The organism is Micromonospora sp. CA-249363, from assembly GCF_050950185.1.
Lineage (GTDB): Bacteria > Actinomycetota > Actinomycetes > Mycobacteriales > Micromonosporaceae > Micromonospora.
Window position 1 is genome coordinate 1907697 of the sequence record NZ_CP192020.1, and the last position, 26759, is coordinate 1934455.

29 protein-coding genes are annotated in these 26759 nt (G+C 69.5%); 17 read left to right on the top strand and 12 right to left on the bottom strand.

The genetic code is table 11. The features are described from left to right. Window positions 1–60: 60 nt before the first annotated feature. The 3 genes from ACQPZK_RS08850 to ACQPZK_RS08860 all read left to right on the top strand — a co-directional run bounded on the left by ACQPZK_RS08850 (window position 61) and on the right by ACQPZK_RS08860 (window position 2561). Window positions 61–237 (top strand): hypothetical protein, encoded by a 177-nt coding sequence (locus ACQPZK_RS08850; RefSeq protein WP_433537806.1) that lies wholly within the window; start codon window positions 61–63, stop codon window positions 235–237. A gap of 240 nt (window positions 238–477) precedes the next feature. After that, entirely contained in the window at window positions 478–1608 is a 1131-nt protein-coding gene (locus tag ACQPZK_RS08855; RefSeq protein WP_433537807.1) for a serine hydrolase domain-containing protein, read from the top strand. Between the two features lie 167 nt (window positions 1609–1775). Further along, window positions 1776–2561: a MerR family transcriptional regulator gene (locus ACQPZK_RS08860; protein ID WP_433537808.1), complete on the top strand. Its 786-nt coding sequence runs from the start codon at window positions 1776–1778 to the stop codon at window positions 2559–2561. Between the two features lie 104 nt (window positions 2562–2665). Here ACQPZK_RS08860 and ACQPZK_RS08865 read toward each other — a convergent pair whose 3' ends face one another. Continuing rightward, entirely contained in the window at window positions 2666–3634 is a 969-nt protein-coding gene (locus ACQPZK_RS08865) for a DUF5937 family protein (RefSeq protein ID WP_433537809.1), read from the bottom strand. A gap of 111 nt (window positions 3635–3745) precedes the next feature. On the opposite strand from ACQPZK_RS08865, the gene ACQPZK_RS08870 reads away from it, so the two are divergent. Continuing rightward, entirely contained in the window at window positions 3746–4252 is a 507-nt protein-coding gene (locus ACQPZK_RS08870) for a tetratricopeptide repeat protein (protein ID WP_433537810.1), read from the top strand. 260 nt (window positions 4253–4512) lie between these two features. Continuing rightward, window positions 4513–5670, top strand: coding sequence for a glutathione-independent formaldehyde dehydrogenase (locus ACQPZK_RS08875; protein ID WP_433537811.1), 1158 nt, complete (start codon window positions 4513–4515; stop codon window positions 5668–5670). Window positions 5671–5822: 152 nt separating this feature from the next. Here the strand turns inward: ACQPZK_RS08875 and ACQPZK_RS08880 are convergent, their stop codons facing one another. The 6 genes from ACQPZK_RS08880 to ACQPZK_RS08905 form a co-directional block, all read right to left on the bottom strand. Further along, complete coding sequence (locus ACQPZK_RS08880; protein WP_433537812.1) at window positions 5823–7214, bottom strand: nitrate/nitrite transporter; 1392 nt, start codon at window positions 7212–7214, stop codon at window positions 5823–5825. A gap of 54 nt (window positions 7215–7268) precedes the next feature. Beyond that, the gene (locus ACQPZK_RS08885) at window positions 7269–7598 is read right to left on the bottom strand and encodes a Rieske (2Fe-2S) protein (RefSeq protein ID WP_433537813.1); all 330 of its coding nucleotides are present in this window, start codon (window positions 7596–7598) and stop codon (window positions 7269–7271) included. Continuing rightward, entirely contained in the window at window positions 7598–10105 is a 2508-nt protein-coding gene (gene nirB, locus ACQPZK_RS08890; RefSeq protein WP_433537814.1) for a nitrite reductase large subunit NirB, read from the bottom strand. The genes ACQPZK_RS08885 and nirB overlap by 1 nt, the downstream gene beginning before the upstream one ends. After that, window positions 10105–10452 carry a molybdopterin oxidoreductase gene (locus ACQPZK_RS08895; protein ID WP_433537815.1) on the bottom strand — a complete coding sequence of 116 codons (348 nt, stop codon included), beginning with the start codon at window positions 10450–10452 and terminating at the stop codon, window positions 10105–10107. Before ACQPZK_RS08895 ends, nirB begins: the two co-directional genes overlap by 1 nt. A 16-nt stretch (window positions 10453–10468) precedes the next feature. After that, entirely contained in the window at window positions 10469–12565 is a 2097-nt protein-coding gene (locus ACQPZK_RS08900; RefSeq protein ID WP_433539154.1) for a molybdopterin oxidoreductase family protein, read from the bottom strand. A 141-nt stretch (window positions 12566–12706) separates the two neighbouring features. Beyond that, window positions 12707–13417 (bottom strand): hypothetical protein, encoded by a 711-nt coding sequence (locus ACQPZK_RS08905; RefSeq protein WP_433537816.1) that lies wholly within the window; start codon window positions 13415–13417, stop codon window positions 12707–12709. Between the two features lie 432 nt (window positions 13418–13849). Between ACQPZK_RS08905 and ACQPZK_RS08910 the strand changes: the two genes are divergently transcribed. The 4 genes from ACQPZK_RS08910 to ACQPZK_RS08925 all read left to right on the top strand — a co-directional run bounded on the left by ACQPZK_RS08910 (window position 13850) and on the right by ACQPZK_RS08925 (window position 16050). Beyond that, window positions 13850–14317, top strand: a complete 468-nt coding sequence (locus ACQPZK_RS08910; RefSeq protein ID WP_433537817.1) for a nuclear transport factor 2 family protein — start codon at window positions 13850–13852, stop codon at window positions 14315–14317. Between the two features lie 70 nt (window positions 14318–14387). After that, window positions 14388–14819, top strand: a complete 432-nt coding sequence (locus ACQPZK_RS08915) for a DUF6196 family protein (RefSeq protein WP_433537818.1) — start codon at window positions 14388–14390, stop codon at window positions 14817–14819. Between the two features lie 230 nt (window positions 14820–15049). Beyond that, complete coding sequence (locus tag ACQPZK_RS08920; protein ID WP_433539155.1) at window positions 15050–15517, top strand: GNAT family N-acetyltransferase; 468 nt, start codon at window positions 15050–15052, stop codon at window positions 15515–15517. A gap of 32 nt (window positions 15518–15549) precedes the next feature. Next, window positions 15550–16050: a hypothetical protein gene (locus ACQPZK_RS08925; RefSeq protein ID WP_433537819.1), complete on the top strand. Its 501-nt coding sequence runs from the start codon at window positions 15550–15552 to the stop codon at window positions 16048–16050. Between the two features lie 143 nt (window positions 16051–16193). On the opposite strand, the gene ACQPZK_RS08930 is transcribed toward ACQPZK_RS08925, so the two are convergent. The 4 genes from ACQPZK_RS08930 to ACQPZK_RS08945 all read right to left on the bottom strand — a co-directional run bounded on the left by ACQPZK_RS08930 (window position 16194) and on the right by ACQPZK_RS08945 (window position 19390). Then, on the bottom strand, window positions 16194–16688 hold the full coding sequence (locus ACQPZK_RS08930; RefSeq protein ID WP_433537820.1) for an SMI1/KNR4 family protein: 495 nt from the start codon (window positions 16686–16688) through the stop codon (window positions 16194–16196). Window positions 16689–16791: 103 nt separating this feature from the next. Then, window positions 16792–17895, bottom strand: a complete 1104-nt coding sequence (locus ACQPZK_RS08935; protein ID WP_433537821.1) for an FUSC family protein — start codon at window positions 17893–17895, stop codon at window positions 16792–16794. 134 nt (window positions 17896–18029) lie between these two features. After that, window positions 18030–19019, bottom strand: a complete 990-nt coding sequence (locus ACQPZK_RS08940; protein ID WP_433537822.1) for a hypothetical protein — start codon at window positions 19017–19019, stop codon at window positions 18030–18032. 116 nt (window positions 19020–19135) lie between these two features. Continuing rightward, window positions 19136–19390, bottom strand: coding sequence for a hypothetical protein (locus tag ACQPZK_RS08945; RefSeq protein WP_433537823.1), 255 nt, complete (start codon window positions 19388–19390; stop codon window positions 19136–19138). 174 nt (window positions 19391–19564) lie between these two features. Between ACQPZK_RS08945 and ACQPZK_RS08950 the strand changes: the two genes are divergently transcribed. From ACQPZK_RS08950 to ACQPZK_RS08980, 7 genes are all read left to right on the top strand, one after another. Then, window positions 19565–20194, top strand: coding sequence for a fasciclin domain-containing protein (locus ACQPZK_RS08950; protein ID WP_433537824.1), 630 nt, complete (start codon window positions 19565–19567; stop codon window positions 20192–20194). Beyond that, on the top strand, window positions 20194–21774 hold the full coding sequence (locus ACQPZK_RS08955; RefSeq protein WP_433537825.1) for a molybdopterin-dependent oxidoreductase: 1581 nt from the start codon (window positions 20194–20196) through the stop codon (window positions 21772–21774). Before ACQPZK_RS08950 ends, ACQPZK_RS08955 begins: the two co-directional genes overlap by 1 nt. 255 nt (window positions 21775–22029) lie before the next feature. Further along, a complete protein-coding gene (locus tag ACQPZK_RS08960; RefSeq protein ID WP_433537826.1) occupies window positions 22030–22656 on the top strand; it encodes a sigma-70 family RNA polymerase sigma factor in 627 nt (208 codons plus the stop codon). Beyond that, window positions 22653–23381 carry an anti-sigma factor gene (locus ACQPZK_RS08965; RefSeq protein WP_433537827.1) on the top strand — a complete coding sequence of 243 codons (729 nt, stop codon included), beginning with the start codon at window positions 22653–22655 and terminating at the stop codon, window positions 23379–23381. Before ACQPZK_RS08960 ends, ACQPZK_RS08965 begins: the two co-directional genes overlap by 4 nt. A gap of 111 nt (window positions 23382–23492) precedes the next feature. Then, the gene (locus ACQPZK_RS08970) at window positions 23493–24344 is read left to right on the top strand and encodes an ATP-grasp domain-containing protein (protein WP_433537828.1); all 852 of its coding nucleotides are present in this window, start codon (window positions 23493–23495) and stop codon (window positions 24342–24344) included. Between the two features lie 159 nt (window positions 24345–24503). Continuing rightward, window positions 24504–24725, top strand: coding sequence for a hypothetical protein (locus ACQPZK_RS08975; RefSeq protein WP_433537829.1), 222 nt, complete (start codon window positions 24504–24506; stop codon window positions 24723–24725). Window positions 24726–24730: 5 nt separating this feature from the next. Further along, on the top strand, window positions 24731–25402 hold the full coding sequence (locus ACQPZK_RS08980; protein WP_433537830.1) for a hypothetical protein: 672 nt from the start codon (window positions 24731–24733) through the stop codon (window positions 25400–25402). A 38-nt stretch (window positions 25403–25440) separates the two neighbouring features. Here ACQPZK_RS08980 and ACQPZK_RS08985 read toward each other — a convergent pair whose 3' ends face one another. Next, entirely contained in the window at window positions 25441–25863 is a 423-nt protein-coding gene (locus ACQPZK_RS08985; protein WP_433537831.1) for a winged helix-turn-helix transcriptional regulator, read from the bottom strand. Window positions 25864–25949: 86 nt separating this feature from the next. Between ACQPZK_RS08985 and ACQPZK_RS08990 the strand changes: the two genes are divergently transcribed. After that, window positions 25950–26753: an NAD(P)H-binding protein gene (locus ACQPZK_RS08990; RefSeq protein ID WP_433537832.1), complete on the top strand. Its 804-nt coding sequence runs from the start codon at window positions 25950–25952 to the stop codon at window positions 26751–26753. The last annotated feature ends 6 nt before the right edge of the window (window positions 26754–26759 follow it).

Below are 26759 nucleotides of genomic sequence, written 5' to 3' on the forward strand. Positions count from 1 at the left end.
GGAGACCGTCCGGCTCGCGGCCGCCGACGAGCGGCAGTGCCGAAGACGACGGATACTCGCATGATGACCGAACCGGACCTCGACCCCGAACAGTATCCGCCCATCGACCCAGGTGAGCCGGTGCCCGACGATCCAGGCATCCTGCTACCCGACACGCCTGACGAGTTGCCCGAAGCCCCGACCGAACCGATGCCGGACGATGGTGGCAACGCCGGCGGCGTGCGCGAGCCGGCATAGATCCGTCGGCGGTCGAGCTCGACAACAGTTCGACCGCCGATGCCGGCGCTGATGGCTCTCGAGATGTCGGGGAGCCGCGCTCTGAGCAGCTATGTCGTGGATCTCGCCGGTCATCAAGCGGAAGGCCCGCGAGCAGTGACGCAGGTCATGGTTGAGGTTGACCTTGGGTCAGGGTGCACGCTCCCTGCATCGGCACGCCGCACGGCGCGCCGAACGACAGGTTCAAGGGAGCGAACGAACATGTCCATCACCCTGGCCGAGCAGGACCGCCCGGAGTTGCAGAAGGTCATCGAAGAGATCGTCGACTCCGGTATCGCCGGGATCACGCTGCGCGTGCACGACGAGCGGGGCGAGTGGGTCGGCAGCGCTGGGGTTGCCGAGTTGGGCGGGACCGCGAAGCCGCCGACGAACGGGCATGTCCGGATCGGCAGCAACACCAAGACCTTCACCGCGAGCCTGGTCCTGCAACTGGTGGCCGAGGGCAGAATCGCTCTGGATGCCCCGGCCGCCGACTACCTGCCCGCCCTCGGACTCGACGAGCGGATCACGGTGCGGATGCTGCTGCAGCACACCAGCGGCATCTTCAACTTCACCGGCGAGTACTACGCCGACGGCACGTTCGCGCCGGGCATCCCCGCCACCACTGCGGGCAAGGATTGGGTGGACAACCGGTTCGCGACCTACCAACCGGAGGACCTGGTAAGGCTGGCGTTGTCCAAGCCGGCACGGTTCGAACCGGGTACGGACTGGAGCTACTCCAACACCAACTACGTGCTCGCCCGGCTGCTGATCGAGAACGTCACCGGCCGACCGTTCGCCGAGGAGATGCAGCGACTGATCCTGGGGCCGCTCGGACTGACGGGCACCGTGGCGCCGACCACCCAGACCGAAGTCCCCGAGCCGCACGCTCACGCCTACTACCGGTATGAGGACGATGGCGAGCAGAAGACCGTCGACGTCACCCGCCACAACCCCTCCTGGATTTCCAGCGGCGGCAACATGATCTCGACCACCCAGGACCTGCACACGTTCATCTCCGCGCTGGTGGGCGGCAAGCTCCTGACGCCTGAACTGCTGGCCGAGATGTGCACACCGCACCCGACGCCCATCCCGAACATGGGCTATGGCCTGGGGGTATTTGTGCAGGACACCGGCGTGGGCGGCACCGTTGTCACGCACAACGGCGGCATCGCGGGTCACGCGGCGCTGATGTACGGCACGCCCGATGGCAGCAGGACCCTGACCGCCACGCTGAACTATGTGGACGACGCCGCGCTGTCGCTGGCTGTGCCGTTTCAGCAGGCGACACAGCGGCTCATCAATGAGGTGTTCTGCGATGGGCAGGCCGATCCCGCTCGGCCGACGCACTGACCACCGGTGACCCATACGCCTCAAGGGGCGACCGCTTCCGGCGGTGCATCGGGTAGGACCCGAACCAGGGCCACGCCGAGTTCGTCGAGCTCGGCGTGGCCGGTCGCATGCTCGGCCGTACGTGTGCCAATTCGTGGCCGAGGTAGGGCACAAGGCAGGCTGAGCAGATGAGGAACGAAGTCACGATCGGGCAGGCGGCGGCCTTCGCCGGCGTAACGGTCAAGACCGTGCGGCATTACCACAAGCTCGGCCTGGTCAAGGAGCCCGAGCGCGACAGCTCCGGCTACCGACGGTACGGGTCGGCCGATCTGTTGAGACTGGTCCAGGTCCGGACCCTTGCCGGGGCGGGCGTGCCGTTGGCCGAGATCGGGCCTCTGCTCGACGCCGACAGCGCACTGTTCGCCAACGCTGTCGCCGACGTGGAGCGGCAGCTCACCAAACGGATCGAGGAGTTGACCGCCCGGCGTGACACACTGCACCGGCTCGCCGACGGCAACCGGGCGCTGCTGCCGGACCGTGCTGTGGCGCTGCTGGAACAGATGCCCGGCCTGGGCTTCACCGCCGACGAGGTGACGGCCGCCCGGGAAAGCTGTGTGCTGGCCAAGGCCCTGGTCCCCGAAGGCTTCGACGACTACCTCACCCACGTCGAGCACGCCCTGCAAGACACCCGGTTCGTCGCCTTGAGCAAGCGCGCCGCCGAAACCGCGACCTGGGCGCCGGATGACGCCCGCATCGACGAGCTCGCCACCGCCATCGCCGACCACTATCTTGCCAACCCCGCACACTTGAAAATCGTGACCGGCCTGCAAGCCCGCACCGAGGCCGCGACCCGATACAAACTGGTCGCGCACCACGGCGAAGAACAGGCACCGGCCTCGGCCCAACTGGTCACACTCGTCGAAGCCAAACTCCGCTCCGCCGGCATCCACATCCCCAGGCCAGACTCCCGATAGCCGAAGATGCCGAACTCGGCACGGTCCAAGCTAGCGACGGCCCCGGAAGGGGCGCCGATCAGCAACAACCACCGGCGACCCGGTCGACGTCTGTGGACACCGTACTAACGGAGCACGGCATCGCCGAGGGGCGTACGCCGATAGCGGATCTCGTGCCGGTGTCGTTGCCCGGCCACGAAGCCGGCGTCGCGCAGCACCGACAGGTGCTCGGATACCGTCCCGGCAGCCAGCGCGTGGCGGTGGGCCAGGGTCGTGGTGCTGGCCGGCTCGTCGAGACTGAGCAGCAGCCCCGCCCGGGTCTTGCCGATCAGCCGTCCCAGAGCGGTGTGCCGATCGGTGGACAGGGGCTGCCAGAGTGTGCCGAGCCCTCGCGCCGGATAGACCACCGTGGGCTGCCAGGGCGGATTCACGATGACCACCACCTGGTCCCACTTGAAGGCACTGGGCACCAGGGCGAGACCTTCGCCGCGCAGGTCCCGATGCTCGTCGTCGCCGTGGTCGCGGGTCAGCACGCCGTTGGTCCACCGCAATCGCGGGTGCAGCTCGGCGAACAGCCGGTCCAGGCCGCCTTCGGCGAGACGCCGGGTCTGGAAGCCCACGTCGGCGTCGAGCAGCCCGCGTACGTGCGGCCAGACCGGTTCGACCAGAGCCTGCCATGCCTGCCTCACGAGTGCGGCCAGCGTCTTGAGCACGACGGCCGGGTCGTCCAGCAGCAGCCGTCCGATAGGCGACTCGGCCGCCCCCGGTGTGTCGGCCAGTGACCGGCGCACCTCGGCGCGTACCCGGCCATGGTCGGTGGCTGCCAGGGCCCCGAGCTCGTCCTCGAACCGGGCGTGTGGGCTGACCGGAGGCGGCGAGAGGAAGTCGGGGGTGTAGCCGCGACGCGGCTGGAGCAGGGCGATCGGGCGTAGGTCGAGGTCTCGTGTGTCGACGGTGTCGAGCCAGCGGCCGTGTGGGCCGACGGCTTCGCGCGGGGAAAGCAGGCGCACCGCGGACAGCGTCTCGAGCATGGGCGAGATGGCGAAGCGGCAGCGCAGCAGGTCGACGGGGCTGAACCGCAGCGTGACCGCCATCCGCCCCACCTCCCGGAGCACAAGGTTCGGCCTCTGCCGAATCACTCGCGGCGACGATATCAGTGATCGCAGAGTGCTCCCATTGAACCGACAGTCGCGAGGAGAAGGACGATGAACCCGAACGCCGATTGGGAGCAGCGCAGCGCGTGCCTGTGGGCGGCATTCAACGCGGCACCAGACGGCTCGGACGAGGAGGAGTTCCGCACGCGGGTCGGCGTCCTCGCCGACGAGTTGGGGCCGGATCATCCGGTGGCGGCGTTCGAGCGGGCCTGCGCCTGGGACTCGACCGGTCATTCGGACAAGGCGGTCCCGCTCTACCGCAGGGCGCTGGAGCTGGGTCTCGACGGCATCCGCAGGCGGCGCGCGGTGATCCAGATGTCCAGCTCGTTACGGAACATCGGGCAGGCTGAGGAGAGCGTCCGGCTGCTGACCGAGGAGCGCGAGCGAGGCTCCGACGAGCTCGACGACGCGGTCAGCGCGACGCTGGCCCTGGCGCTGACCAGCATCGGCCGGGAGCGGGAGGCGGTCTCGGTCGCCGTCGGGGCGCTGGCCAGGCACCTGCCCCGCTATCAGCGGTCGATGGCGAACTATGCCCGGCTCCTGGTCGAAGCCGACTGATCGGCCTGGTGCTGCGTCGGTGCCCCCGCTGCCCACCGGCAAGGGGCACCGGCTGATCGGCGGCTCAGGTGTCACCGCGCCTCCTGCATCCATGGTCTTCGTGCGACACCACCTCGTTTCCCGCTCCTGGACCGACGGCGGATGGTCCTGTCTCCAGGGTCAGGCAAAACGGGTCAAAGGCTCGGAAACGTCTGCGAGGATGTGAAGGCCAGCGAGGGCATGGGCCCCCGCAGTGAGCAAATTCTTACGGGGGAACGCAGATGAAGGCTGTCGTGTACGAGGGGCCGAAGACGGTCAGCGTCAAGGAGGTTCCGGACGCGAGAATCGAGAGACCGACGGATGCCCTGGTCAGGATCACGACGACGAACATCTGCGGGTCGGACCTGCACATGTACGACGGGCGCACGGACATGGAGCCTGGACGCGTGCTCGGGCACGAGAACATGGGCGAGGTGATCGAGGTCGGCGAAGGGGTCGATCTGGTCAAGGTCGGCGACATGGTGTGCCTGCCGTTCAACGTGTCGTGTGGGTCCTGTGCGAACTGCAACCAGGGTCTGACCGCGTTCTGCCTGGTGGCCAACCCGGCGCCGGGCATGGCGGGCGCGGCCTACGGGTACGCCGACATGGGTCCGTACAGCGGCGGTCAGGCCGAGCTGTTGCGGGTGCCGTGGGCGGACTTCAACTGCCTCGTCCTGCCGCCGGACGCCCGGGACATGAGCAGGCAGAAGGACTACGTCATGCTGTCGGACATCTTCCCGACCGGCTGGCACGCCACCGAGCTTGCCTGTGTGCGACCTGGCGACAGTGTGGCGGTCTACGGTGGCGGACCGGTCGGCCTGCTCGCCGCGTACTCCGCGATCATCAAGGGCGCCAACAAGGTGATGGTCGTCGACCGCCATCCGGACCGGCTACGCCTGGCCGAGCAGATCGGCGCGATCCCGATCGACGATTCGAAGGGGTCACCGGTCGACCAGATCCTGGAGCAGACCGGCGGGATGGGCGCGGACCGCGGCTGTGAGGCCGTCGGCTACCAGGCGCACGACCCGAGTGGCCAGGAGAAGTCGGGGCTGACGTTGAACAACCTCGTGCACTCCGTGCGGTTCGGCGGCACGATCGGCGTGGTCGGCGTGTACGTGCCGATGGACCCTGGGTCGCCGGACCAGCTGCAGAAACAGGGCAAGGTGCCGTTCGACTACGGCATGTTCTGGTTCAAGGGGCAGAGCATGGCAACCGGGCAGTGCAACGTGAAGGCCTACAACCGGCAACTGTTGAACCTCATCGCCACAGGCAAGGCCCACCCGTCGTTCCTGGTGTCCCACGAACTCACGCTCGACGAGGCGCCAACGGGATACCAGAACTTCGACGCCCGTAACGACGGCTGGACCAAGGTCCTGCTGCACCCCGACGGTCGAGGCTAGTACGGCGGTCGGCCGGCTGCTGGCTGGGCAGTTGGGCCGACCGGTGCCGCGCGGCGAGTGCCAGCCTTGGGCACCCACGATGGCTTACAACAGGAGCGTGTGTCCCACCGTGCATCATGCCGGCCGCCTGCGCCGTGGCGTGGTCATCGCCGTCAGACGCCTTCGAGTCGACGGGACGACGGGCGCAGGTACACGAACCAGGTGATGACGAAGCAGATCGCGTAGAAGACGATGAAGGCGATGTAGGCCGCGTCCGCGGTCTGGTAGGTCAGGAACGACTGCCGGAAGGCAAGATTGACGAGGACTCCGCCGAACGCGCCGATGGCACCCGCGACTCCGATGAGCGCGCCGGAGAGGCGCCGTGCCTCGTGCTCCGCCGCTCGGTCGTGCGGGTCGGCCGCGCCGGCGGTGGTCGACCGCACACCGCACTTGGCCCGGAAGATCGCCGGGATCATTTTGTACGTCGAGCCGTTGCCGACGCCGCTGAACACGAAGAGTGCGATGAAGCCGACCAGGTACAACGGCAGCGAGCGTTGCTGGGCGGCGACCAGGACGATCGACGCGCCGACCGCCATCGCCACGAAGTTCACGAAGGTGACCCGGGCCCCGCCGAGCCGGTCGGCCAGGACACCGCCCACGGGACGGATGAGCGAACCGAGCAGCGGTCCGAGGAACGTCAGGTATGCGGCCTTCACCGGGGTGTCGAAGGTGTCGGCGAACTGCACCTGGAGCACCTGGCCGAAGGCGAACCCGAAGCCGATGAACGACCCGAACGTGCCGATGTAGAGCAGAGACATGATCCAGGTGTGCGGTTCGCGGGTGACGTCGCGCATGGCCCGTTTCTCGTTGCGGGCATGGCTGAGGTTGTCCATGAACAGCGCGGATCCGAGTGCGGCCAGCACGATCGCCGGAACGTAGATGCCGGCGACGACGCCGGGATGGCCCGCCCCCAGGACTGCCAGCACGAACAGGCCGACGAGCTGGACCGCGGCGACGCCGAGGTTGCCGCCGCCGGCGTTGATGCCGAGCGCCCAGCCCTTGAGCCGGTCCGGGTAGTAGGCGTTGATGTTGGCCATCGAGGAGGCGAAGTTCCCACCGCCGACGCCGGCCAGCGCGGCGATGAGCAGCAGCGTCGAGTACGAGACGCCGGGCTGGATCAGGAAGGCGCCGAGCAGGCTCGGGATCAGCAGCAGCGCCGCGCTGATGATCGTCCAGTTGCGGCCGCCGAACCGGGCCACGGCAAGGGTGTACGGGATCCGCAGTACCGACCCGACCAGTGCGGGCACGGCGGTGAGCAGGAACTTCCCGGCGGGGTCGATGCCGTACCGCGGCCCGAGGAACAGCACCAGTACCGACCACATCGTCCAGATGGAGAAGCCGATGTGTTCGGAGTAGATCGAGAAGATCAGGTTGCGTCGGGCGATGCGGGACCCGCGGCGTTCCCAGAAGACGCGGTCCTCGGGCCGCCAGTCGTCGATCCAGTGCCCACGAAGGGTGAGGCTGCGCCGGTCCTGTTCGATGCTGCCGGGCACGGCCGTGGTCATGGTTCCTCCCAGGGAAAGTCGTCGGTCGGCTCGAAACCTTGATCGATTCGCTCCTCAGGTGGGCGGCAGGCCCACCACCAGGCGTCCGTCGGCGTCGGCACGGACCGGGTACACGGTGAGCGGGGACTGTCCGGTGGTCGAACAGCCGGTCGCCAACTCGAAGGTGTTCTGGTGCAGAGGGCAGACGACGACCGTCATGTCCACCAGGCCGTCCGCGAGCGGCCCGCCGGCGTGCGGGCAGACGGCCGACACCGCGCGCAGGCTGCCGTCACGCAGCCGGAACACGGCGATCATGTCGGCCCCCACGGCGTAGGCGCGCCCCTCCCCGGGAGGGATCTCGTCGACCGGTCCGAGCCGGTGTTCCACGGCGACGAGCTTGGCCATCACGCCCGCCTCGCGGATGCCGGGCCAGCGCCGTCAACCGGCACCTGGGGCAGGACCGCCAACGGCAGAGAGGTGCGGAACTGCCCTGGAGTGGCCGGGTCGCGCCGTTCCAGCCACGGGTCGCGGTAGGCGGCCACGGAGGCGTCCATGGCCGCGTCGAGCCGCGCCGCGATGCCGTCGCTGTCGTCGACGACCACCGCCCGGATGTGGTCGATGCCGAGCCGGGGCACCCACGCGTACGTGCGTTCCAACCAGTTCGCGCTCTCCCGGTAGTACTGCAGGAACCGGCCGGTCAGCGTGATGACCTCGTCGGGCGAGTCGACGACGGCGAGCAGGTCGCCCTTGCGTACGTGGGCGCCGGCCGCCCCGCCGACGTAGATCTCCCACCTGCCACCGTCGATGGCGACAACACCAAGATCTTTGACGTACGCCTCGGCGCAGTTACGGGGGCAGCCGGTGACGGCGAGCTTCATCTTGCCGGGGCCCTCGATGCCCTTGAACCGGTCCTCGATCGCGATGCCGAGAGCGGTGGAGTCACCGACGCCGAAGCGGCAGAAGTCGGAGCCGACGCAGGTCTTCACCGTACGGAAGCTCTTGCCGTAGGCGTACCCGGACGGCATGTCGAGGTCCGCCCACACCCCCGGCAGGTCCTCCTTGCGGATGCCGAGCAGGTCGAGGCGCTGGCCGCCGGTGATCTTCACCAGTGGTACGGAGTACTTCTCGGCCACCTCGGCAATCCGCTTGAGCTGCGCCGGTGTGGTCACGCCGCCCTTGATCTGTGGCACCACCGAGAAGGTGCCGTCGCGCTGGATGTTGGCGTGCACCCGGTCGTTGATGAAGCGGGCGTCGCGTTCGTCGACGTACTCGTCGCCCCACATCATCTTCAACAGCGAGGCCAGGCCCATCTTGCTCTTCGCGTCCTCCGCGCCGCCCGGCACGAGCGTGGCGAACACCGCGGAGACGGACTTCAGGCCGTGTTCGCGGATCACCGCCATCAGCTCCGACTTGGGCATCGGCACACCGGGGACGTACCAGCTCGCGGCCGGGTCGTCCTCGACCTTGCCGTCAGCGGCCCACTCGACGATCTGGGCGACCAGGCCCTTGCACGACCCGCAGCCCTTGCCGGCGCGGGTGGCGTCCATGACCCCGGTGAGCGTCTTCACGCCACCCTGTACGGTGCCGACCAGCGCCCGCTTGGTGACGCCGTTGCAGTTGCACACCTGCACGTCGTCGCCGAGCTCGGCGGCACTCACCGCGGCCGTCGGCGCGCCGAGGTCGAACAACATCTCGACCCGCTCCTTCGGCAGGGGGAGCCCACGGTCGAAGGCCTGCATGAGGAAGGCGACCTTCCGAACGTCGCCGAGGAGAGTCGCGCCGACCAGCCGGTCGTCGCGGATGATGACGCTCTTGTAGACGCCCTTGCGCGGCTCGGCGAAGACGACCGTCTCGTCGTCGTCGCGCTCCGCCTCCTTCAGGCCCATCGACGCGACGTCCACGCCCGCCACCTTGAGCTTCGTGGCCAGCCGGGAGCCGTGGTACGCCGCGTTCGGGTTCGTTCCGGTGATGTGGTCGGCGAGCACCCGAGCCTGCTCCCACAGTGGAGCCACCAGGCCGTACGTCTCGCCGCGGTGCTGGGCGCACTCGCCGACCGAGTAGATGTCGACCTCGTCCTGCACGCGCATCTGGTCGTCCACGACGATGCCCCGCTCCACGGGCAGTCCGCTGGTCGCGGCCATCTCGGCGTTCGCCCGGATGCCGGCGGCCACGACGACGACGTCGCAGGCGATGGTTCGGCCATCCTTGAGTTTGACCCCGGTCACGGCGTGCTTGCCGAGCACCTCGGTGGTGTGCGCGCCGAGGACGACCTCGATACCGAGTCGCTCGATGCTGCGCCGCAGGATGGCGCCCGCCTGAGCGTCCAACTGGGCGTTCATCAGATGGCCGGCGGCGTGCACCAGGGTCACGTGCGGCAGGTGATTCTGCAGGCCACGTGCCGCCTCCAGACCGAGCAGGCCGCCGCCGATCACCACCGCGCGCTCGTGCTCGCGGGCGTACCGGACCATGTTGCGGGTGTCGTCGATGGTGCGGAACGCGAACACGCCCTGGTGGTAGCCGCGTCCAGGGCGGTGGATGCCGGGAATCGGCGGGACGAAGGCCCGGCTGCCGGTGGCGATGATCAGCTTGTCGTACGGCGTCTCGGTGCCGTCGTCCGCGTAGATCCGTCGGGCGAAGCGGTCGATGCGGGTGACTCGGGTGCCGGCGTGCAGCGTGATGCCGTTCTCGGCGTACCAGGACATGTCGTTGAGGAAGATGCCCGCCTCGTCGTCGGCCCCGGAGAGCACGTTGGAGAGCATGATGCGGTTGTAGTTGCCGTACGGCTCCTCGCCGAACATCGTGATGGCGAACTGCTCGCCCCCGCCGCGTTCGAGGATCTCCTCGACCGTGCGGGCGCCGGCCATCCCGTTGCCCACCACGACGAGGCGTCGGCGCTGGTCGACGACGTCCATCAGACCTCGACCAGACCCAGGTCGACGATCACGGTGCCGGACACCCCGGCGGGCGCCGCCACGTGCAGCTCGATACCGGTGCCGGCGTCGAGGTCCTCGACCACCCGCAGCGGCACGTGGACGTCGGACCTGGCGCCGATCGGGAAGTACCGCATCGGCTGGCCGTCGCGCATGAGCAGGACACAGATCAGCTCAGCACTGGCATTGCCGCCGCGGAAGTAGACCGGCTGGGCCACGACGCCGCCCGGCACCACGTAGCTGAGCGTGCCGTCGACGAGGCCGGGCCGGTCGAGGCCCTTGCCCTCGAAGCTGTAGACGCCTTGCAGGAAACGGGGAGTGGTGTGCACAGCGATGCCCCCTTGATCATTGAGACGCTGGGTTGGGCGGTCTAGTGGTCAGCAGCTCGGTGTCGTCCGGGCCGCCCGCGCGCGCGATCGACACCGCGCAGGCCTTGAAGGCCGGCATCCGCGAATGGCGGTCCAGCGCCGGGTCGGTCAGGGCGTTCACGGCGGAGCTGCCGCCCCAGTGGAACGGTGCGAAAATGGTGTCGCGGCGGATGCCATTGGTGAGGCGCGCCCGGAAGAAGGCCCGCCCGCGTCGGCTGCGCAGTTCCACCACGTCGTTGTCGGCGATGCCGTGCCGGCGGGCGAGGTCCGGGTGCAGCTCCGCCCGGGCGTCGGGCAGCGCCATCGTCAGGGCAGCGACCCGGCGGGTCTGGTTGCCGCTCTGGTACTGCTGCATGTTGCGGCCGGTGGTCAGCACGTACGGGTAGTCGGCGTCGGGCACTTCCGCCGGATCGCGGTGCTCCACCCGGAAGAACCTCGCCCGCCCGTCGGCCGTCGGGAACCGGTCGGTGAACAGCCGGGGCGTACCCGGGTGGTCCTCGCTCGGGCATGGCCAGAAGACCCCCTGCTCAGCCTCGATACGTTCGTAGGTGATCCCGGCGTAGTCGGCTGGCCCGCCGGCGCTGGCTCGGCGCAACTCGTCGAAGACCCGGCGCGGATCGTCGTCGAAGTAGCGGCCGCGGCCGAGCCGGCCGGCGAGGTCGGCGAGCATCCGCAGGTCAGTGCGGACCTGCGGCGGCGGTGACATCGCCCGCTTACGGCGGATGACGCGTCCCTCCAGATTCGTCATCGTGCCGTCCTCCTCCGCCCACTGAGCCGTGGGCAGCACCACGTCGGCCATGGCTGCGGTCTCGGAGAGGAAGATGTCGGAGACGACGAGCAGGTCCAGCGCGTGCAGCCGGTCCCGCACCCGGTTGGCGTGCGGCGCCGACACGGCGATGTTGCTGGCGAGCACGAGCAGCACGCGTACGCCGTCGTCGGTCCCGAGCCGGTCGAGCATCTCCCAGGCCGACCGGCCCGGCCGGGGCAGCTCATCCGGGTCGACGCCCCAGACGGCCGCGACGTGTGCGCGCGCCGCAGGATCGTCCAGGCGCCGGTAACCGGGCAGTTGGTCGGCTTTCTGCCCATGCTCGCGGCCACCCTGCCCGTTGCCCTGCCCGGTGACCGTGCCGTAGCCGGAGTAGGGCCGCCCGGGCAGGCCCAGGGCGAGGGCCAGATTGAGGTACGCCTGCGCCGTGTCGGTGCCGTTGCTGTGCTGCTCGGCGCCGCGAGCGGTGAGCACCATCGCCGACGGTGCGTCCGCCAGCAGCCGTACCGTCTCGCGCAGGTCCCGTTCCGGTACGCCGGTCATCCGCTCCACCCGGTCCGGCCAGTACGCCGCGACGGTGGCCCGGACGGCGTCGAAGCCGCTGGTGCGGTCGCGCACGTACGTCTCGTCGACCAGGCCCTCGCGAATCGCGACGTGCAGCAGCCCGTTGGCCAGTGCGAGGTCCGTGCCCGGCAGCGGCTGCAGGTGGAGGTGAGCTCCCCCCACGGTGGTCGTCCGGCGGGGGTCGACGACGACGTGCCGTGCGCCGGCGGCCCGTCCGGCGTCGAAGTACTGCATGGACGGCGGCAGCGCATCGGCCGGATTCGCGCCGACCAGCAGCACGGCCTGCGCCTGGGCGATGTCGGCAAGGGGGAACGGCAGGCCACGGTCGATGCCGAGGGAGCGGTTCGAGGCGGTCGCCGCGGACGACATGCAGAACCGGCCGTTGTAGTCGATCGACGCCGACCGCAGCGCCACCCGGACGAACTTGCCCAGCGCGTACGCCTTCTCGTTGGTCAGTCCGCCGCCACCGAAGGCCCCGACGCTGTCGGGGCCGTACCGGCGTTGGCTGGTACGGATGGCGTCGACGACACGGTCGAGGGCCTCGTCCCAGTCTGCCGGTCGCAACGGGCTGGTGCGATCGCCGGGATCCTTGCGAACGAGGGGACTCAGCAGCCGGTCACCGTGGTCGAGAAGGTCGGCAGCCGTCCATCCCTTGGCGCACAGACCGCCCCTGTTGACCGGGAACTCGGTGGGCGCCAGCAGAGGCGGCCCGTCGCTGATCGTCAGGGATACCCCACACTGCATGGCGCAGTAGGGACAGTGCGTATCGATCGCAGACGATGCGCTCACCCGTCCGATGCTTGCCCGGCACTGTTTCCGATCCATGCCGAGGCCGTAACGCTCTGCGTGGCATCCGGCGCATCATTCCGGTCACAGCAGACCGGGCTATGAGCAGTCGCAGAACGCGGTCGCCTGGACGATGCGCGCGACTTTCACGGTGACCGTCGGCGTCTCCGCGACGAGTCCGACGGACTTCGTCATGTCGTCGGACCAGACGATGAGGTCATCGGCTCCGGGCTTCGGCCGCACGACAGAGGTCGTGAGAATCGCCTTGATCTGGAACGTGGCGTCGACCGGCGGCTTCTGGACGTAGGCCAGAGCGGCCCAGTCCCCACCGGGGACCTCCTTCGTGGAATCCCACTGGACGTAGTACTGCGGTGCGTCTCCGGGGCAGCATTCCCGTGCGATCAACACATACGAATGCAGCCCGGTCGCCGCGCGCGTCCGGCCGCGCACCTCGATGGCGCAGGAGTCCTTCACGCACTTCACGGTTGCGCCATCTGTTGACGTCGGCGTGAGGATCACGACAGGCGGTGCGGAGCTGGGCGACGGCGCCGGGGACGACGCCGGGGGCGCGGACGCCGAGAGGCGATCGGACTCGGCAGACCTGTCCGACAGGAGATTCGGCAGGCCGACGGCGAGCGCCACGATCACCCCGGCGGCGGTGGAGACGGCGACCACGGCTTCCCACAGACGTGACGGAGAGCGGGGTTGCGGGGCTTCGCTGCCTTCGATGGTCGGGGGCGACGCGTCTTCGTCAGAGACGCCATCCGAGCTGCCAGGTGGAGTGTTTTCCTGAGCCTTCTCCTCGTTCACCCCATATCCCCCATACCATCTCAACGGTGGTCGCCAGAATATCGTGAATTCCACTATCGGCGATGGGGTCAATTGTCGGATCAGCGATTCGCGGACGGGTCAGCAGAGCTCGTACACGAATCTGTGGCACCTCTTTCCAATCCGGCGCCGGAGATCACGAGCCCGTCCTGCCGGCCGCCCGTTCCCTCGAGGCCACCGGCGCCGCGTTCAACGGGCAGACCCTCGACGAGGTGCAGGTGCTCGGGTGCCGCAACGGCTTCGCCCGACTGATGGCCATCGCACCGCAGTGGCGGCTCCCGGGCAGGGCGGGCTTCGGGGCAGTCACACCGGGGTTGGGGTCGGTAGGGTGCCGTCGATGGGTACGGGTCGTCCCCGAATGTGGCCCTCGGCATGGCCCACACGTGACATCTACCGATTCGAAGGAAGCTCGGCATGAGTACCCCACGCGAAACTTTCCTCCGACTGGTGAACGGTGTCTGTGACGGTCCGTACGAGGAACTGGCCGACCTGTACGGCGAACAGACCCACGTCACGCATCCGTTTCACCCCCTCAGCCCGCCACCGCTGCACAGCCGCAGTGAACTGCACGAGCACTTCACCGCGACACCTCCGGTCGGCCGGACGTTGAACCGTAAGCCGGTCGACGTGAGGATTCATGAGACCGCGGACCCGGAGGTGATCGTCGCCGAGTTTGCCTATCAGGGGCGGGTCGTCGAGACAGGTGAGGGATTCAGGGTGCCGTGCGTCTTCGTGATGCGCATCCGCGATGGGCTCATCATCGAGTCCCGGGACTACATTGACCACGTCGCCAGCGCGCGAGCGTGGGGTCAGCTCGACAGCCTGTTGACCGCACTCCGGCCGCAGACAAGCAGCAGCGTCGAGGGCGCCGCCCGACCCTGAGTCACGCCCGGCCAGCAGCGGTGTGTCGAGGGCGACTGCGTTGGCTGCCGTCATGGGGGAAGATCATCGCGTGGTCAGCATCAGCCAGGAGTCCCGTGACGAGACCGCGCAGCGGCTGCGACGAGTCATCGCGGCCGCGGAACTGGTCATACTTGACGGTGAGTGGTCGTTCTTCGAGGCGCCGCTCACTCAGCCACCGGCCTTGACGGTTGACCTGCTGGCCGTGGTGCGCGACGAGGATCGGTGGTCCTGGCTAGCGCCGGGCGGCGCGACCGACGGGGAGCGCTTCACGGTGTTCTCATTTCACTTCCCACCCGAACTGGACAACAGCGGGTTCGTCGGATGGCTTGCCACCGAGTTGAAGCGCCGGCTCGGTACCGGGGTGTTCGTCATCTGTGGTCACAACGGCGACCGCGGTGGCATCTACGACTACTGGGGTTGCCCGACACAGGTCCGCGCCGAGGTTGTACAGGTTCTTACCGAGCTGCGAGCCGGCCGGTAGACCAACGCGGCCGTGGCCTTCTGAGAGCCCAGGTCGTGGTGCTCAGCCGGGCCGTCGGATGAACTGTCGATCGCGGGGGATCACCGAAGCCGTTGGGCCGGCCTCGCCCACCCATCGGCGTCCAGCTCCTCGTAGTTCCACCGGTCGTCATCCGACCAGTACCAACGGACGTAGGTGACCACGGGACCATTGTCGCCCGGAGCGCAGAGCGGCAGGAGGATGGCAACGTGATGAGCATCGGCCCGCTGAGGCAAGCCGACCGCGACGAGTGGGAAGCGTTGACCCGGGGTTTCCACACGCACTGGGCGGGCCGGCCGGGCCGGCCCGCCACCGAGGTCGACGACGGTGGCTACGAACGAACCTGGCAACGCTTGATCGACGGTACGCAGATCCGGGGTATCTGCGCGCGGCTCGACGGAAAAATGGTGGGCATCGCGCATTACCTGTTCCACGCCAGCGTCTGGGGGGCCGGAAGATGCTATCTGGCTGAATTGTTCGTCGTGCCGGAAGTGCGACGGCGAGGTATTGCCACGGCAATGATCGAAAGGGTGGCGCAGGATGCCGACAAGCACGGCGCCCCGCGCCTGTACTGGAACACCGAGGTCGACGCCGAAGCTCGCTCTTTGTACGACAAGATCGCGGTCTACAGAGGCTATGTCGTGTACAGCTACTCACCGCCTGCGACTGCCGCCACGTGAGCCGAGCCATTCACGCCGCCGAGGCATGTGACATGATCGCCGCGCTGTCGCGGCTGCTCAAGCTTGGAGATGGTGGGTTGGACGACCTCGACCTCGTCTGGAATGCGGCCGCTGACTACGGGGCCGATGGTGAAGTTCCTGCCGGAACCCCACCGGGCATCGAGCAGCTCGCGTCGATGCTGCGGTTCTACAACTGCGCGATGGGTGGCGGCCTGGGCTTCGCTCTGGAAGTCAACGAGCCGGTCCGCGTCACACACGCGGTCAGCGCCCTGCGTTACTTCGGGTTGGCTGAGCCTGCCGGCTTCCTGGAGAACGTCCTGGAGCGCCGCCTGAACGGCGAATCTCCCGAGTCTCTGCCGCCCGACGACGACTTCTACGACCTTGTGGACGAGGGGACTGTGCGACGGGCGTTCAAGGCGAAGGCAGCTCAAGCTCCGTCGGACTTCGGTCGCGCACAGGCCGCTGTGTCATCGGTACGCCCTCACGTGGTCGTCCGCGGTTCAACGGATGACGAACGCGTCGTCGATGCGTAGTCCTCTGCCGTCGCGCTGGATGTACTGACCTTCGTCGAACGCGGTGCTCGCTATCCGGAACCGTGCCGGCTGGGCGATCTCTTCGCTGGTGAGAGCCCACGGTTCTGCGGGGTCTGCGCCTGGCGCTGCGGCGAGAAGGGCGGTCAGCTGTCCTCGTCGAACTCGGTCTCGTCGACGAGGCCGTCCAGGAACGTCTCGAAGTCGGGGGCGAGGACAGTGACCTGGTAGTTCCATTCCTGGTCGACGTGCACGACGGTCGGCTCGCCGGGGGATCGGTAGTCGAGGGCGATCATGTCGTGGCCCGCCGAGGGGCAGTCGGCGATGTAGATGCCGATGTCGGGGTAGCCCCATTCCGCTATCCAGAACGCGTTTCCGAGCTCGCCGCACAGGCTGAAGGAGGCAGTCCGGCCGATCGCCGCCAGTGTGTACACCGCGACGTAGTTTGCCGACCAGGAGGTTCGGCCGGGCGAGGGGTGAGCGTCACGGGCCAACACTCCGCCGTTGTGTCGCCGGGCCAGGTCGACGTACGCAGCGGGCAGCTTGCGTCCGAGCCGCGCTTCCACCTCACGCAGAGCCTCGTCCGTGAGCGGGCTTTCCAGCGGACCGGAGGTGTCGAAGACGATCGTTGGATCGAGCACCCGCTGACGGTACTCGTTCGGCCGCACGGCCGCGGACCTGCTGTACGCCGGCGACCAGGCCGCGGCGGTCACCGCCGAAGTCGGAACCGTCGGCTTACGGGCGTCACGCCCGGCTCAGACCGAGCGCCTCGTCCACCCGGTCCAGCACCGTCACGTCGTCGTGGCCGACGCCCCGCAGCAGATCGATGGCGGTCGCCCGGATCTGCCCGACGATCATGGTGACCGGCAGCGGCGGGTCACACCGCAGCAGGCCCGCGGCGATCCGGACCGCCTCCAGGGCCGCCGCGTCGGCCCGGTGCGCGTGCCGGTCGGCATCCGCGCCGCTGAGGTCGCTGGCCAGAGCCTCCCCGGCGGAGCGTACGGCGGCGGTCAGCGCGCCGATCGCGGCGGCCAGCTCCGGCGGTGTGGCGGTGTGCCGGCGGGTCAGGGTCACGCCGGCCCGGGCCAACACCCGGATGTTGCGGGCGGCGTAGTCGAGCTGCCGCAGCGTCGCCTCCACGTCGGCGAGTTTGCCCAGGTGCCGGCGGCGCAGTCCCAGCCGCAGCGTCTCACCGGTGGCGAGCACGGCGGTCTGTAGGTGGGCGACGCAGTCGTCCACCTGCCGAGCCTGGTCCAGCGCGGCGCGGGCGGCGTCCTCGTCGCAGCCCTGCAACGCCGCGTTCACCTGGTCGAGCAGGTCGGCCAGGTCGGTGTAGCTGCGCCGGGCCTGCGCCACCAGCGGCGCCAGCGGGTCGCGAGCGGCCATGAGCTGGCTGGCGGCCAACGCCACCGCGCCGCCGATGAGCGCGTCGACGAAGCGGAACGGCATCAGCGTGCCATGCGGCGCGGCGACCACCACCAGGTACATGGCCGAGACGGTGGCCTGCACGACCAGGGCTCGGCGGGCTCCGATCAGCACCAGCGTCGTGGTGGTCAGCAACAGCACCAGCAGGACCGTGCCGGTGCCGGGGCCCAGCGCGTACACCAGCAGCTCCGCGACGAGCACGGCGGCGGCCACGGCGAGCAGGATCTCGACGGTCTGCCGCAGCCGTCGCCCGCGGGACTCACCGAGCACGACGAGCGCGGCGGTCGGTGCGTAGAACGGGTCCGGGTGACGGATCACCACCGCCGCCACGATCCAGGCGACCACCGCGGCGGCGGTCAGCTCGACCACGGTCATCCCGTCGCCCCGCAACCGCGCTACGGCGTCGCGCCCCCAGGTCCGCACCGGTGATGCCCCTCTCGCCGGGCGGACCGGACGCGGCCGCCGAATGATCTTCTGCGAGACGGGCACTACCCCGCGCGTGACCTGCATAATCGCCGGGTGGCGGGCGGCACTCGGGACGAGAGGTCGGTTGACCGTTACTGCATAGCGGTGGCCGGAGGATGGTCGAATGACGCGGGGCAGTGGAAGGTGTACAGCGAGTAGCCGCGCCCGATCTGCACGCCGACCATGTCCGGGGACGCGGTCGGGTCCTCCTCGGTCGGGCGCCAGCTGCAGTTCATGCCGTTCCAGTCGCCCGAATCCACGGTGAAGATCAAGGTCATCGTGGTGCCGCAGACAGCACAGTCCATCGGGTACGGATCGGTCAGGGACCAGTTCGCGTACCCGCCGACCTTCCACCCCGGCGCCAGCGACAGGTCGCTCTGATAGTGGGGACGGCTCTCGTCCTCGTCGTCATCCCACTCGTCGAGCCGGTCGCGTAGGTCATCGGGGAGCAGATCGGCGTACTGGTACTCGTGGACCTGCTCGGGGTGCACCAGGCACGGGACCGGCAGGTACATGTCGCTGATCACCGGCGGCTCGGGAGGTGCTTCGAGCAGGGGGCCGACGGCCGAACTGTCGCGCCAGTGGAGAAAGACGCGAGGGCCGTAGTGCCGGTCCGAGTGGTCGACGGGGCACCACAGCACCTGGAGCAGGTCGGTGCCGTCCGGGCCGGCGTAGTCCGGGATGTCTCGTCGGTACAGCTGCGCGACGGGGACCAACGGAATGGGACCCTCGATCAGGTCGTCCAGGTCCAGTGCGTCGGCGGCGTCGAGCTCGGCCCTCTCCTGCGCGGTCAGGAAGTCCCCACCCGGCACCGGTTCCCGCGCTTCCGCGGCCGCGAGGATCTCCCGCCGGCGGCGCAGGGCAGCCGGGGTCGTCAGATTCCACGGCTCGTGCGCCCCGACGTCGTCGCAGACCGGCCACACCTCGTCGGCCGGCCACCGCAGCGGTCCACCGACCGAGCTGTCCCTGACGGTCGGAGCGCCGGGTCGGGGATGCAGGCGGGTGGCCGTCGTGGAGTGTTCCCGCAGCTCGGGGAAGAGCGCCGCGATATCGAGAGGACGCGGAGGTGTGGTGCGGACCATATCGGTGGATCTTATGGCCCGCGTACCGGGCCTGATTCCCCGGATTGCCGGCACCAGCCGGCGTCTGCGATGGCGCCCCGGCTGTCGGAGTAGCTGATGTTCCGGCGGTGATTCGGTCAGGCCGTACCCTGGCGGTTGACCCGGCCCTCGTGGGCCGCCTTCGACCGGCCATGGTCGCGCTCGGTGCCCGCTGATCCGGTAGCGGTGCGCTCGTGCCGCTGATCAGGCGAGTGCTCGACCGTCGCCCCCTGCCGGCCCCGTGCGCCGTTGCCCGGGTGCCGGCGGCCCCGCGCCGACTCGCCGCCGCTGTCGTGCTTGTTGCGCTTGTGGCTGCCCATGCCCGGGCGGATACCCGGTGCCTGGGCGCTCATGCTTCGAGCGGGACGGCTTAGGTATGTGCAGGTCAGAGGCCGGTTGGACACCGTCCGGCCGGCCTCATTCGGGTGCCGTGCCGAATTTGCTCCCTGTTGCGCCCATCCGTCTCGAGATCGGCCTCGAATGCCCTCTGACAACAGCAGTGAAGTACAAGCATTTGAGGAGTTCGTATGAAGCGGCGCCTGTTCGCCTCCGTTGGCGTGATCGCTGTGCTGGCCCTGTCCGCCTGCGGCGGTACCGACAGCGGGGACAGTGCCAGCGGCGCGCCGAGCATGTCGGCCAGCGCGCCGATGGCCTCGGCTTCGCCCTCGACGATGATGTCGGGTCAGTTCGGCTCGGGGTGCGCTGCCGTTCCGACCGATGCGTCCAACCCCGGCAGTTTCGAGGCGATGGCGAAGGTGCCGGTGGCCACGGCCGCGTCCGGCAACCCGCTGCTGTCGACGCTGGTGACGGCCGTGAAGAAGGCCAACCTGGTGGACTCGCTCAACGGCGCGCAGGGCGTCACGGTGTTCGCGCCGACCAACGACGCGTTCGCCAAGATCCCGAAGGCGGACCTGGACAAGGTCCTGGCCGACGACGCCCTGCTGAAGAAGGTCCTGACCTACCACGTGGTGACGACCCAGCTGTCGCCGGACACCCTGGCGGGTACCCACAAGACGTTGCAGGGCGGCGACCTCGAGGTGACCGGCAGCGGCTCGTCGTTCACCGTCAACGGCACCTCGATGGTGGTCTGCGGGAACGTCTCGACGGCCAACGCCACCGTGTACATCGTCGACACCGTTCTGATGCCCAAGAGCTGATGGCGTCGACCGACATCGAGCCCCGGCCGGCGACCCGTCGGCCGGGGCCGTCCCTCATGCCCGCCGTCCGCGGCTCGGTCGTCGGCCTGCTGACCGCCGGAGTGACCTTGGCCGTGGCGCATCTCCTCGCGGCACTGGTTGCCCCGGCCTCCAATCCGGTGCTGGCAGTCGGCGGCGTCGCCATCGACCTGGCACCGCAGGGCGTCAAGGCGTTCGCCATCCGTACCTTCGGTGCCAACGACAAGATCGCGCTCCTCGTCGGCGTCCACGCGCTGCTGGCCCTGGCCGCGGTCCTGCTCGGCGCGGCGGCGCTTCGACGACGACGCTACGGTCTGGCCGGCCTCGCCGTGTTCGCCGCTGTCGGTGTCGCCGCCGTCCTGTCCCGCCCGGGCGCGACGCCCCTGGGCGTTCTGCCGGTGCTGACGGGTGCCGGCGTCGGATCGGTCGCGATGGTGCTGTTGGCGCGCGCCGGTCGAACGGTAACGGTCACCGCGCCGAGCCGGCCGAGACTGCTCGACCGCCGTCAGTTCCTGGCCACGACCGCGGGGACCGCGCTGATCGCCGGTGCCACGGCCGCCGTCGGCCAGGCCGTCGGTCGCGGCAGCGCGGTCGGCGCCCGTTCCCGCGCCGCCGTTCGCATCCCGCCGCCGGTACGACCGGCGCCGCCGCTCCCCGGCGGTGTCTCCGTCGGTGTCGACGGGGTTTCGGCGTTCCTCACCCGCAACCGGGACTTCTACCGCGTCGACACCGCACTCACCGTCCCGCAGGTCGACCTGGAGACCTGGCGGTTGACCCTGGACGGGGCAGTCGACCGTCCCCGTACCTGGAAATTCGAGGATCTTCTCGCGCGTGGCCTCGTCGAGCGTGACATCACCCTGAACTGTGTCTCGAACGAGGTCGGTGGCCCCTACATCGGCACCGCCCGCTGGACCGGCGTTCCCCTCGCACCGCTGCTCCGCGAGGCGGGCCTCCACACCGGGCAGAACCAGCTCGTCAGCCGCTCGGTGGAGGGCATGACCATCGGCACTCCGCTCGCGGCGATCCTCGACGGGCGCGACGCGCTCCTGGCCGTTGCCATGAACGGTGAACCCCTGCCCCTGGAGCACGGCTTCCCCGTCCGCATGCTCGTCCCCGGCCTCTACGGCTACGTGGGCGCCTGCAAGTGGCTCACCTCGATGAAGGTGACCACCTTCGACGCGTTCGACCCCTACTGGGTGCAGCGCGGGTGGGCCGCCGACGCGCCCGTCAAGACCGCATCGCGCATCGACACTCCGAGACCGTTCGCGCAACGTCGCGCCGGGCCCGTGATCATCGCTGGTGTCGCCTGGGCGCAACGGCGCGGGATCGTAGCCGTCGAGATCCAGGTCGACGACGGGCCGTGGCGGCAGGCCCGCCTCGCCGATGGGCCATCGCCCGACCTGTGGCGGCAGTGGACCTACCGCTGGGACGCCACCCCGGGCAGCCACACCCTGCGCGTACGGGCCACCGACGCGACAGGTGCGACCCAGACCGACCAACGGGCCGCGCCCTTCCCCGACGGCGCGACCGGCTGGCACAGCACCACCGTCACGATCACCTGACCTGGTGCGTGCCGTGCGGCGGGGACCGTCAGCGACATCGTGGAAAAGAACGTCGTCCGGCACCAGTCCAGCGACCACCACGCCACGAATCCCTCCTGACCCCACCCGAGCGTCAACGCCGGATTCAGGCGGAAACGGAGATGTGGAGCGCGCCATCGCGAGAATGTCATCGTGTACGCGCGCCTCGCTCACGCGCATTCCGCCCAGCAACGAGTACGCGGCGGCAGACCCACGGCCGCCAGCACAGGAGAGGACATGCCGAGGATGAGCGGCGACCCGGAACACGCGCGGCGGTTACGTTCGGTGCCGCCGGACACCGCGACGTCACCGAGCCCCGACGAGCTGCTGGCGCAGGTGGCACGGGGTGACGAGGTTGCGTTCGCGGCGCTGTACGACACCATGGCCGGCCGGGTCCTCGGGCTGGCCCGCCGCGTCGTACGCGACCCGGCGCAGGCGGAGGAGGTGACGCAGGAGGTGATGGTCGAGGTGTGGCGCACCGCCGGCCGATTCGAGGCCGGTCGTGGCTCGGCCTCCGCCTGGATCCTGACGATGGCGCACCGCCGGGCGGTGGATCGCGTGCGCAGCGAGCAGGCCCACACCGACCGCACCCAGCGGGTCGCCGCCACCGAGACGCACGTCCCCTACGACGAGGTCGTCGAGGACGTCACCGCCCGGCTGGAGCGCGAACAGGTCCGCCGCTGCCTGGGCCGGCTGACACCGGTCCAGCGGGAGGCGGTGGCCCTGGCCTACTACGGCGGCCACACCTACCGGGAGGTCGCCGAAAAGCTGAAGACACCGCTGCCGACGGTGAAGACGCGGATGCGCGACGGACTGATCCGGATGCGCGACTGCCTGGGCATTGACATGGAAGGACGGGCATGAGCGCCGACATCCACACCCTCGCCGGCGCGTACGCCCTGAACGCGGTCGACGACCTCGACAGGGCGGCGTTCGAGCGGCACCTGGCCGACTGCGAGTCGTGCCGGCAGGAGGTGACCGAGCTACGGGAGACGGTCGCACGGCTCGCCGACGACACCGTCGTCGAGGCCATGCCCCAGGGGTTGCGGGAGCGCACCCTCGTCCAGGCGGCGCGTACCCCGCAGCTGCGCTCTGCCGCCGCCGGAGACAGCGCCACACGGCAGGCAGGCAGGTGGCGACGCCTCACCGCGGCCGCCGCGGTGGCCGTCCTCGTGGCCGGCGGAGCGAGCGCGGCCACCTGGGCCGTGACCAACGATCGGGTCAGCGACGAGCGGGCCAGCAGCGAGCAGGCGCGGCAGATCGCCGCCGTCCTGGACGCCCCGGACGCCCAGGTGTTCGAGCGGTCGCTGCAGCCGGGCGGCGCCGCGACCGTGGTGGTCTCCCGCGGCCGTGACCGCGGGGTGGTGCTGCTGCGTGACCTGCCCGAGCCCGGGCCCGGGCGGATCTACGAACTCTGGCTCATCCGCGGCAGCGAGCCCCGCAAGGTGGGACGACTGGCCGAGGGCGCCCGGGGGTCGACCACGGTCATCGGCCCGGTTGCCGAGGCGGGAACGTTCGGCGTCTCCAACGAACCCGTGGGCGGCTCCGTCGTCCCCACCCGAATCGTGGGGACGGTCGAGTTGAGCTGAGCACCGGCGGTGCCGGCACCACGACCAGATGAGGAACATCCACGGGTGCCGGAACTGGCTGCCGGCGATAACCGGTCGAGGTCGAACGGTCGGCTTGGGCATGATGTCGGCGTGATCCTGTTGGTTCCCGCAAACCCGCTGCGGCCGCGCCAGCCCGATGAGCACTTCGCCGCGGAGGCGCACGCTGCACGTGCTGCCGGGCTGGATGTGGCGGTGGTCGATCATGACGCGTTGGTACGGGGCGGCGATGCGCGCCGCGCGGTCGCCTCGGTCTCGGGCAGCGATACGGCTATGTATCGCGGCTGGATGCTGCGTAGCGAGCAGTACGCCGGCCTCGCGGATGCCCTCGCTGAGCGGGGTGTGGTGTTGCGGACTGACGGTGCGCAGTACCGGCGGGCACATGAGCTGCCCGGCTGGTATGCCGCTCTGGCTTCCCTGACCCCGCTGTCGGTGTGGACCAGAGGCTGTGAGCGGGCGGATTTCGACCGCGCGCGGGTCGAGCTTGGCGCGGGGCCAGCGGTGCTGCGTGACTACAGCAAGTCGATGAAGCACTACTGGGACGAGGCGGCGTTCATCCCCGACCTCGACGACGGCGCGGCCGCGTGGAGCGTGGCGAGGCGGTTTCTGGAACTGCGTGACGACGACTTCGTGGGTGGGCTCGTGCTGCGGCGTTTCGAGCGGTTCGCCTCGACCGAGGTACGCACGTGGTGGCTCGACGGCGCGTGCGTTCTGACAGGACCGCATCCCGACAGCCCGTACGATCCGGCGCCGGTAGAGGTCGACCTGACCCCGATCGCATCGTCGGTCGAGGGACTCGGCCTGCCCTTCGTCACCGTGGACCTCGCTCTGCGCGAGGACGGCGTATGGCGAGTCGTCGAACTCGGCGACGGACAGGTCAGTGACCGACCGACCACCATCGCACCGCAAACGATGATCGAGATCCTGCTCGCCCAGGCGCGCTGACCGGCAACACTGTTCGCCGGACGACGTCCTGCCCCCTGCTCGCTCTCTGCCGGGCTCATCAGGGCACTGCGCAGGGTCGGCACCGGGAGGCGCTGCGGCGGTTGCCCGTACGCGACACCGTCCCGGACTTCGCGGACGAGGTGGTCGCCCGGATGCGCGATGCCGACCAGGTGGCTGCCGTCGTGGCGGGACTGCGGACGCTGCACCGGGCGGAGCCGGCGCGATGAATGGATCTTCGACGAGCAGACGTACGAATACCTCGGTGAGCGCAGCTACCTCGTGGCGGACACCAGTGGCGGGCCGGCGGGTACGGTGCTGGCCACCACTGCGGTGTTGCAGCGAGCCCTGGTGTCGAACCTCGGACAGCGCCCAGAGGGATAGCTGCGGTGCCGGGTGACGGGGTGGTTCGGCTGCACAGCGAGGAGTCGGCGGTGGAGATGGTCGAGCAGCTCGTCTCAAGGGCGGATGCCGCCTACCAGCGATGGTTGGCGTCGGTCACCGGGGACGTCGTCGCCGGCCCCGTGCTCATCTACGGCCGGGAATCCCTGCGGGAGCGCAACACGACCTATGGAATCGGGGAGTGGCTCGCGGGCTACCTCATGATTGGCCAGGAAGGCGATCGGGGACTCTTCCTCCGGTGCGACGGCGACGGCGACGGCGACGGCGGCCCGGTGTTCGGGGCCGACCTGGGCGGTCTGGGCGAAGTCGACCTCGACGTTGCCGCCCCCGCCTTCGAGGTGTGGCGGCGTTCCGGGTTCGCCCTGCCCGCCGGCCCGGAACCAGAGCTGCCGCCGACCGCCGACGTCTATGTGGGCAACATCCCGCTCGACGGGGTTGAGCTGCTGGTACGGGCAAGAAAGCTGCTGGGTGTGGACTGGCGGTTCGGGGACCTCCGGGGCCTGCTCGCCACCCAACCGTTTCTGGCGGCGAGGTCAGCTCACCTGTACGCGCTGCGCCGCGACCTGCAACGCGCACCGGAGTTGCGGCCGTACCTGCTCTACGCCACCGGCCGCGGCCTGGAGGCGATATGGCCGACCGGCAGCCGGCCGGCCGAGTGACGTCCGCCGCGGACGTAACGACGACCGCGGGCCGCGCGTCACCGGATCTCGTTGTCGGGGTGCTCGCTGTCGTAGGCCTGACGGGCTTCGGCGATGACGTCGCGGTGTGCCAGCGACCACTCGGCGAGCGCTTTGACGAGGTGGGTGAGGCTGGTGCCGGTTTCGGTGAGGCGGTAGTCGACCTGGGCGGGCACGCTCGCATACACGGTCCGGAGGACGAGGCCGTCCCGTTCCAGGCGGCGCACCGTGAGGGTGAGCATGCGTTGGGAGATCCCGTGGATGGCGCGCTGGAGTTCGCGGAAGCGTCGCGGGCCGGCGGCGAGTTCGACGATCACGAGGACCGACCACTTGTCGCCCACCCGGTCGAGAACGTCTCGGATGCCGCAGTCCGGGTGGTCCGGCTGTCCGCACGGTTCGAGGTCGGCGGCTTGCACGGTTACTTCGGTGTGCGCTGGTGACACGAGACTGCCTCCTTGTGGGCCGCCGGACGTGGGTTCAGGCTCCCCGGTAGTTACCGAAGAGAACCACGGCAGGAGACCGAACCGCAATGATCATGGTGACCGGCGCCAACGGACAGCTCGCCTCACTCACGCTCGCAGAGCTCGCCGAGCGAGGGGTACCCGCCCTGGCAGGGAGTCGCACTCCCACCGGCGCGCAGCGCCACCTCGACTTCGACGATCCCGCGACCCTCGATCTGGCGGGTGTGTCGACCCTGGTCCTGGTCTCGGCCGGGTATGCCGAGGACGACACGGTCATCGCGCGTCACCGGGCTCTCCTCGACGCCGCCAGGCGCGACGGCGTGGCCCACGTGGCGTACACCAGCCTGACCAGCGCCGGCGACCACCTCGGGTTCGCGTTGGCCCACCGAGCCACCGAGCACATGATCACGAACAGCGGGCTCGCGTGGACGATCCTGCGGAACGGGCTGTACGCCGAACTCTTCGGTGCCCTGCTCGCGTGGACTCCCGACGGCCTGGAATCGGCGTTCGGGACCGGCGCACTCGCCGCGGTGGCGCGGGCCGACCTGGCCGCTGCCGCAGCCGTCGTCGCAAGCGAGCCCAGCGCCCACGCCGGAAAGGTGTACGACCTGGTCGGAACCCCGATCACCGCTGGCGACATCGCCGACCGTCTCGGCGTCGCGCACCGCACGATCGAACTGGGCGAGTACCGCGCCCGCCTGCTCGGCGACGCTGACCTGCTGCCGTTCCAGCCGCCGATGCTCGCCTCGATCGCCACCGGTGTCCGCCACGGGTTCCTCCACCACACCGGTCCGGACCTCGTGCACCTGCTGGGCCGACCGCTCACGGATCCACTGACCGTCGCCGCCGATGTCACAGCCTCCATGCGCTGACCGGTC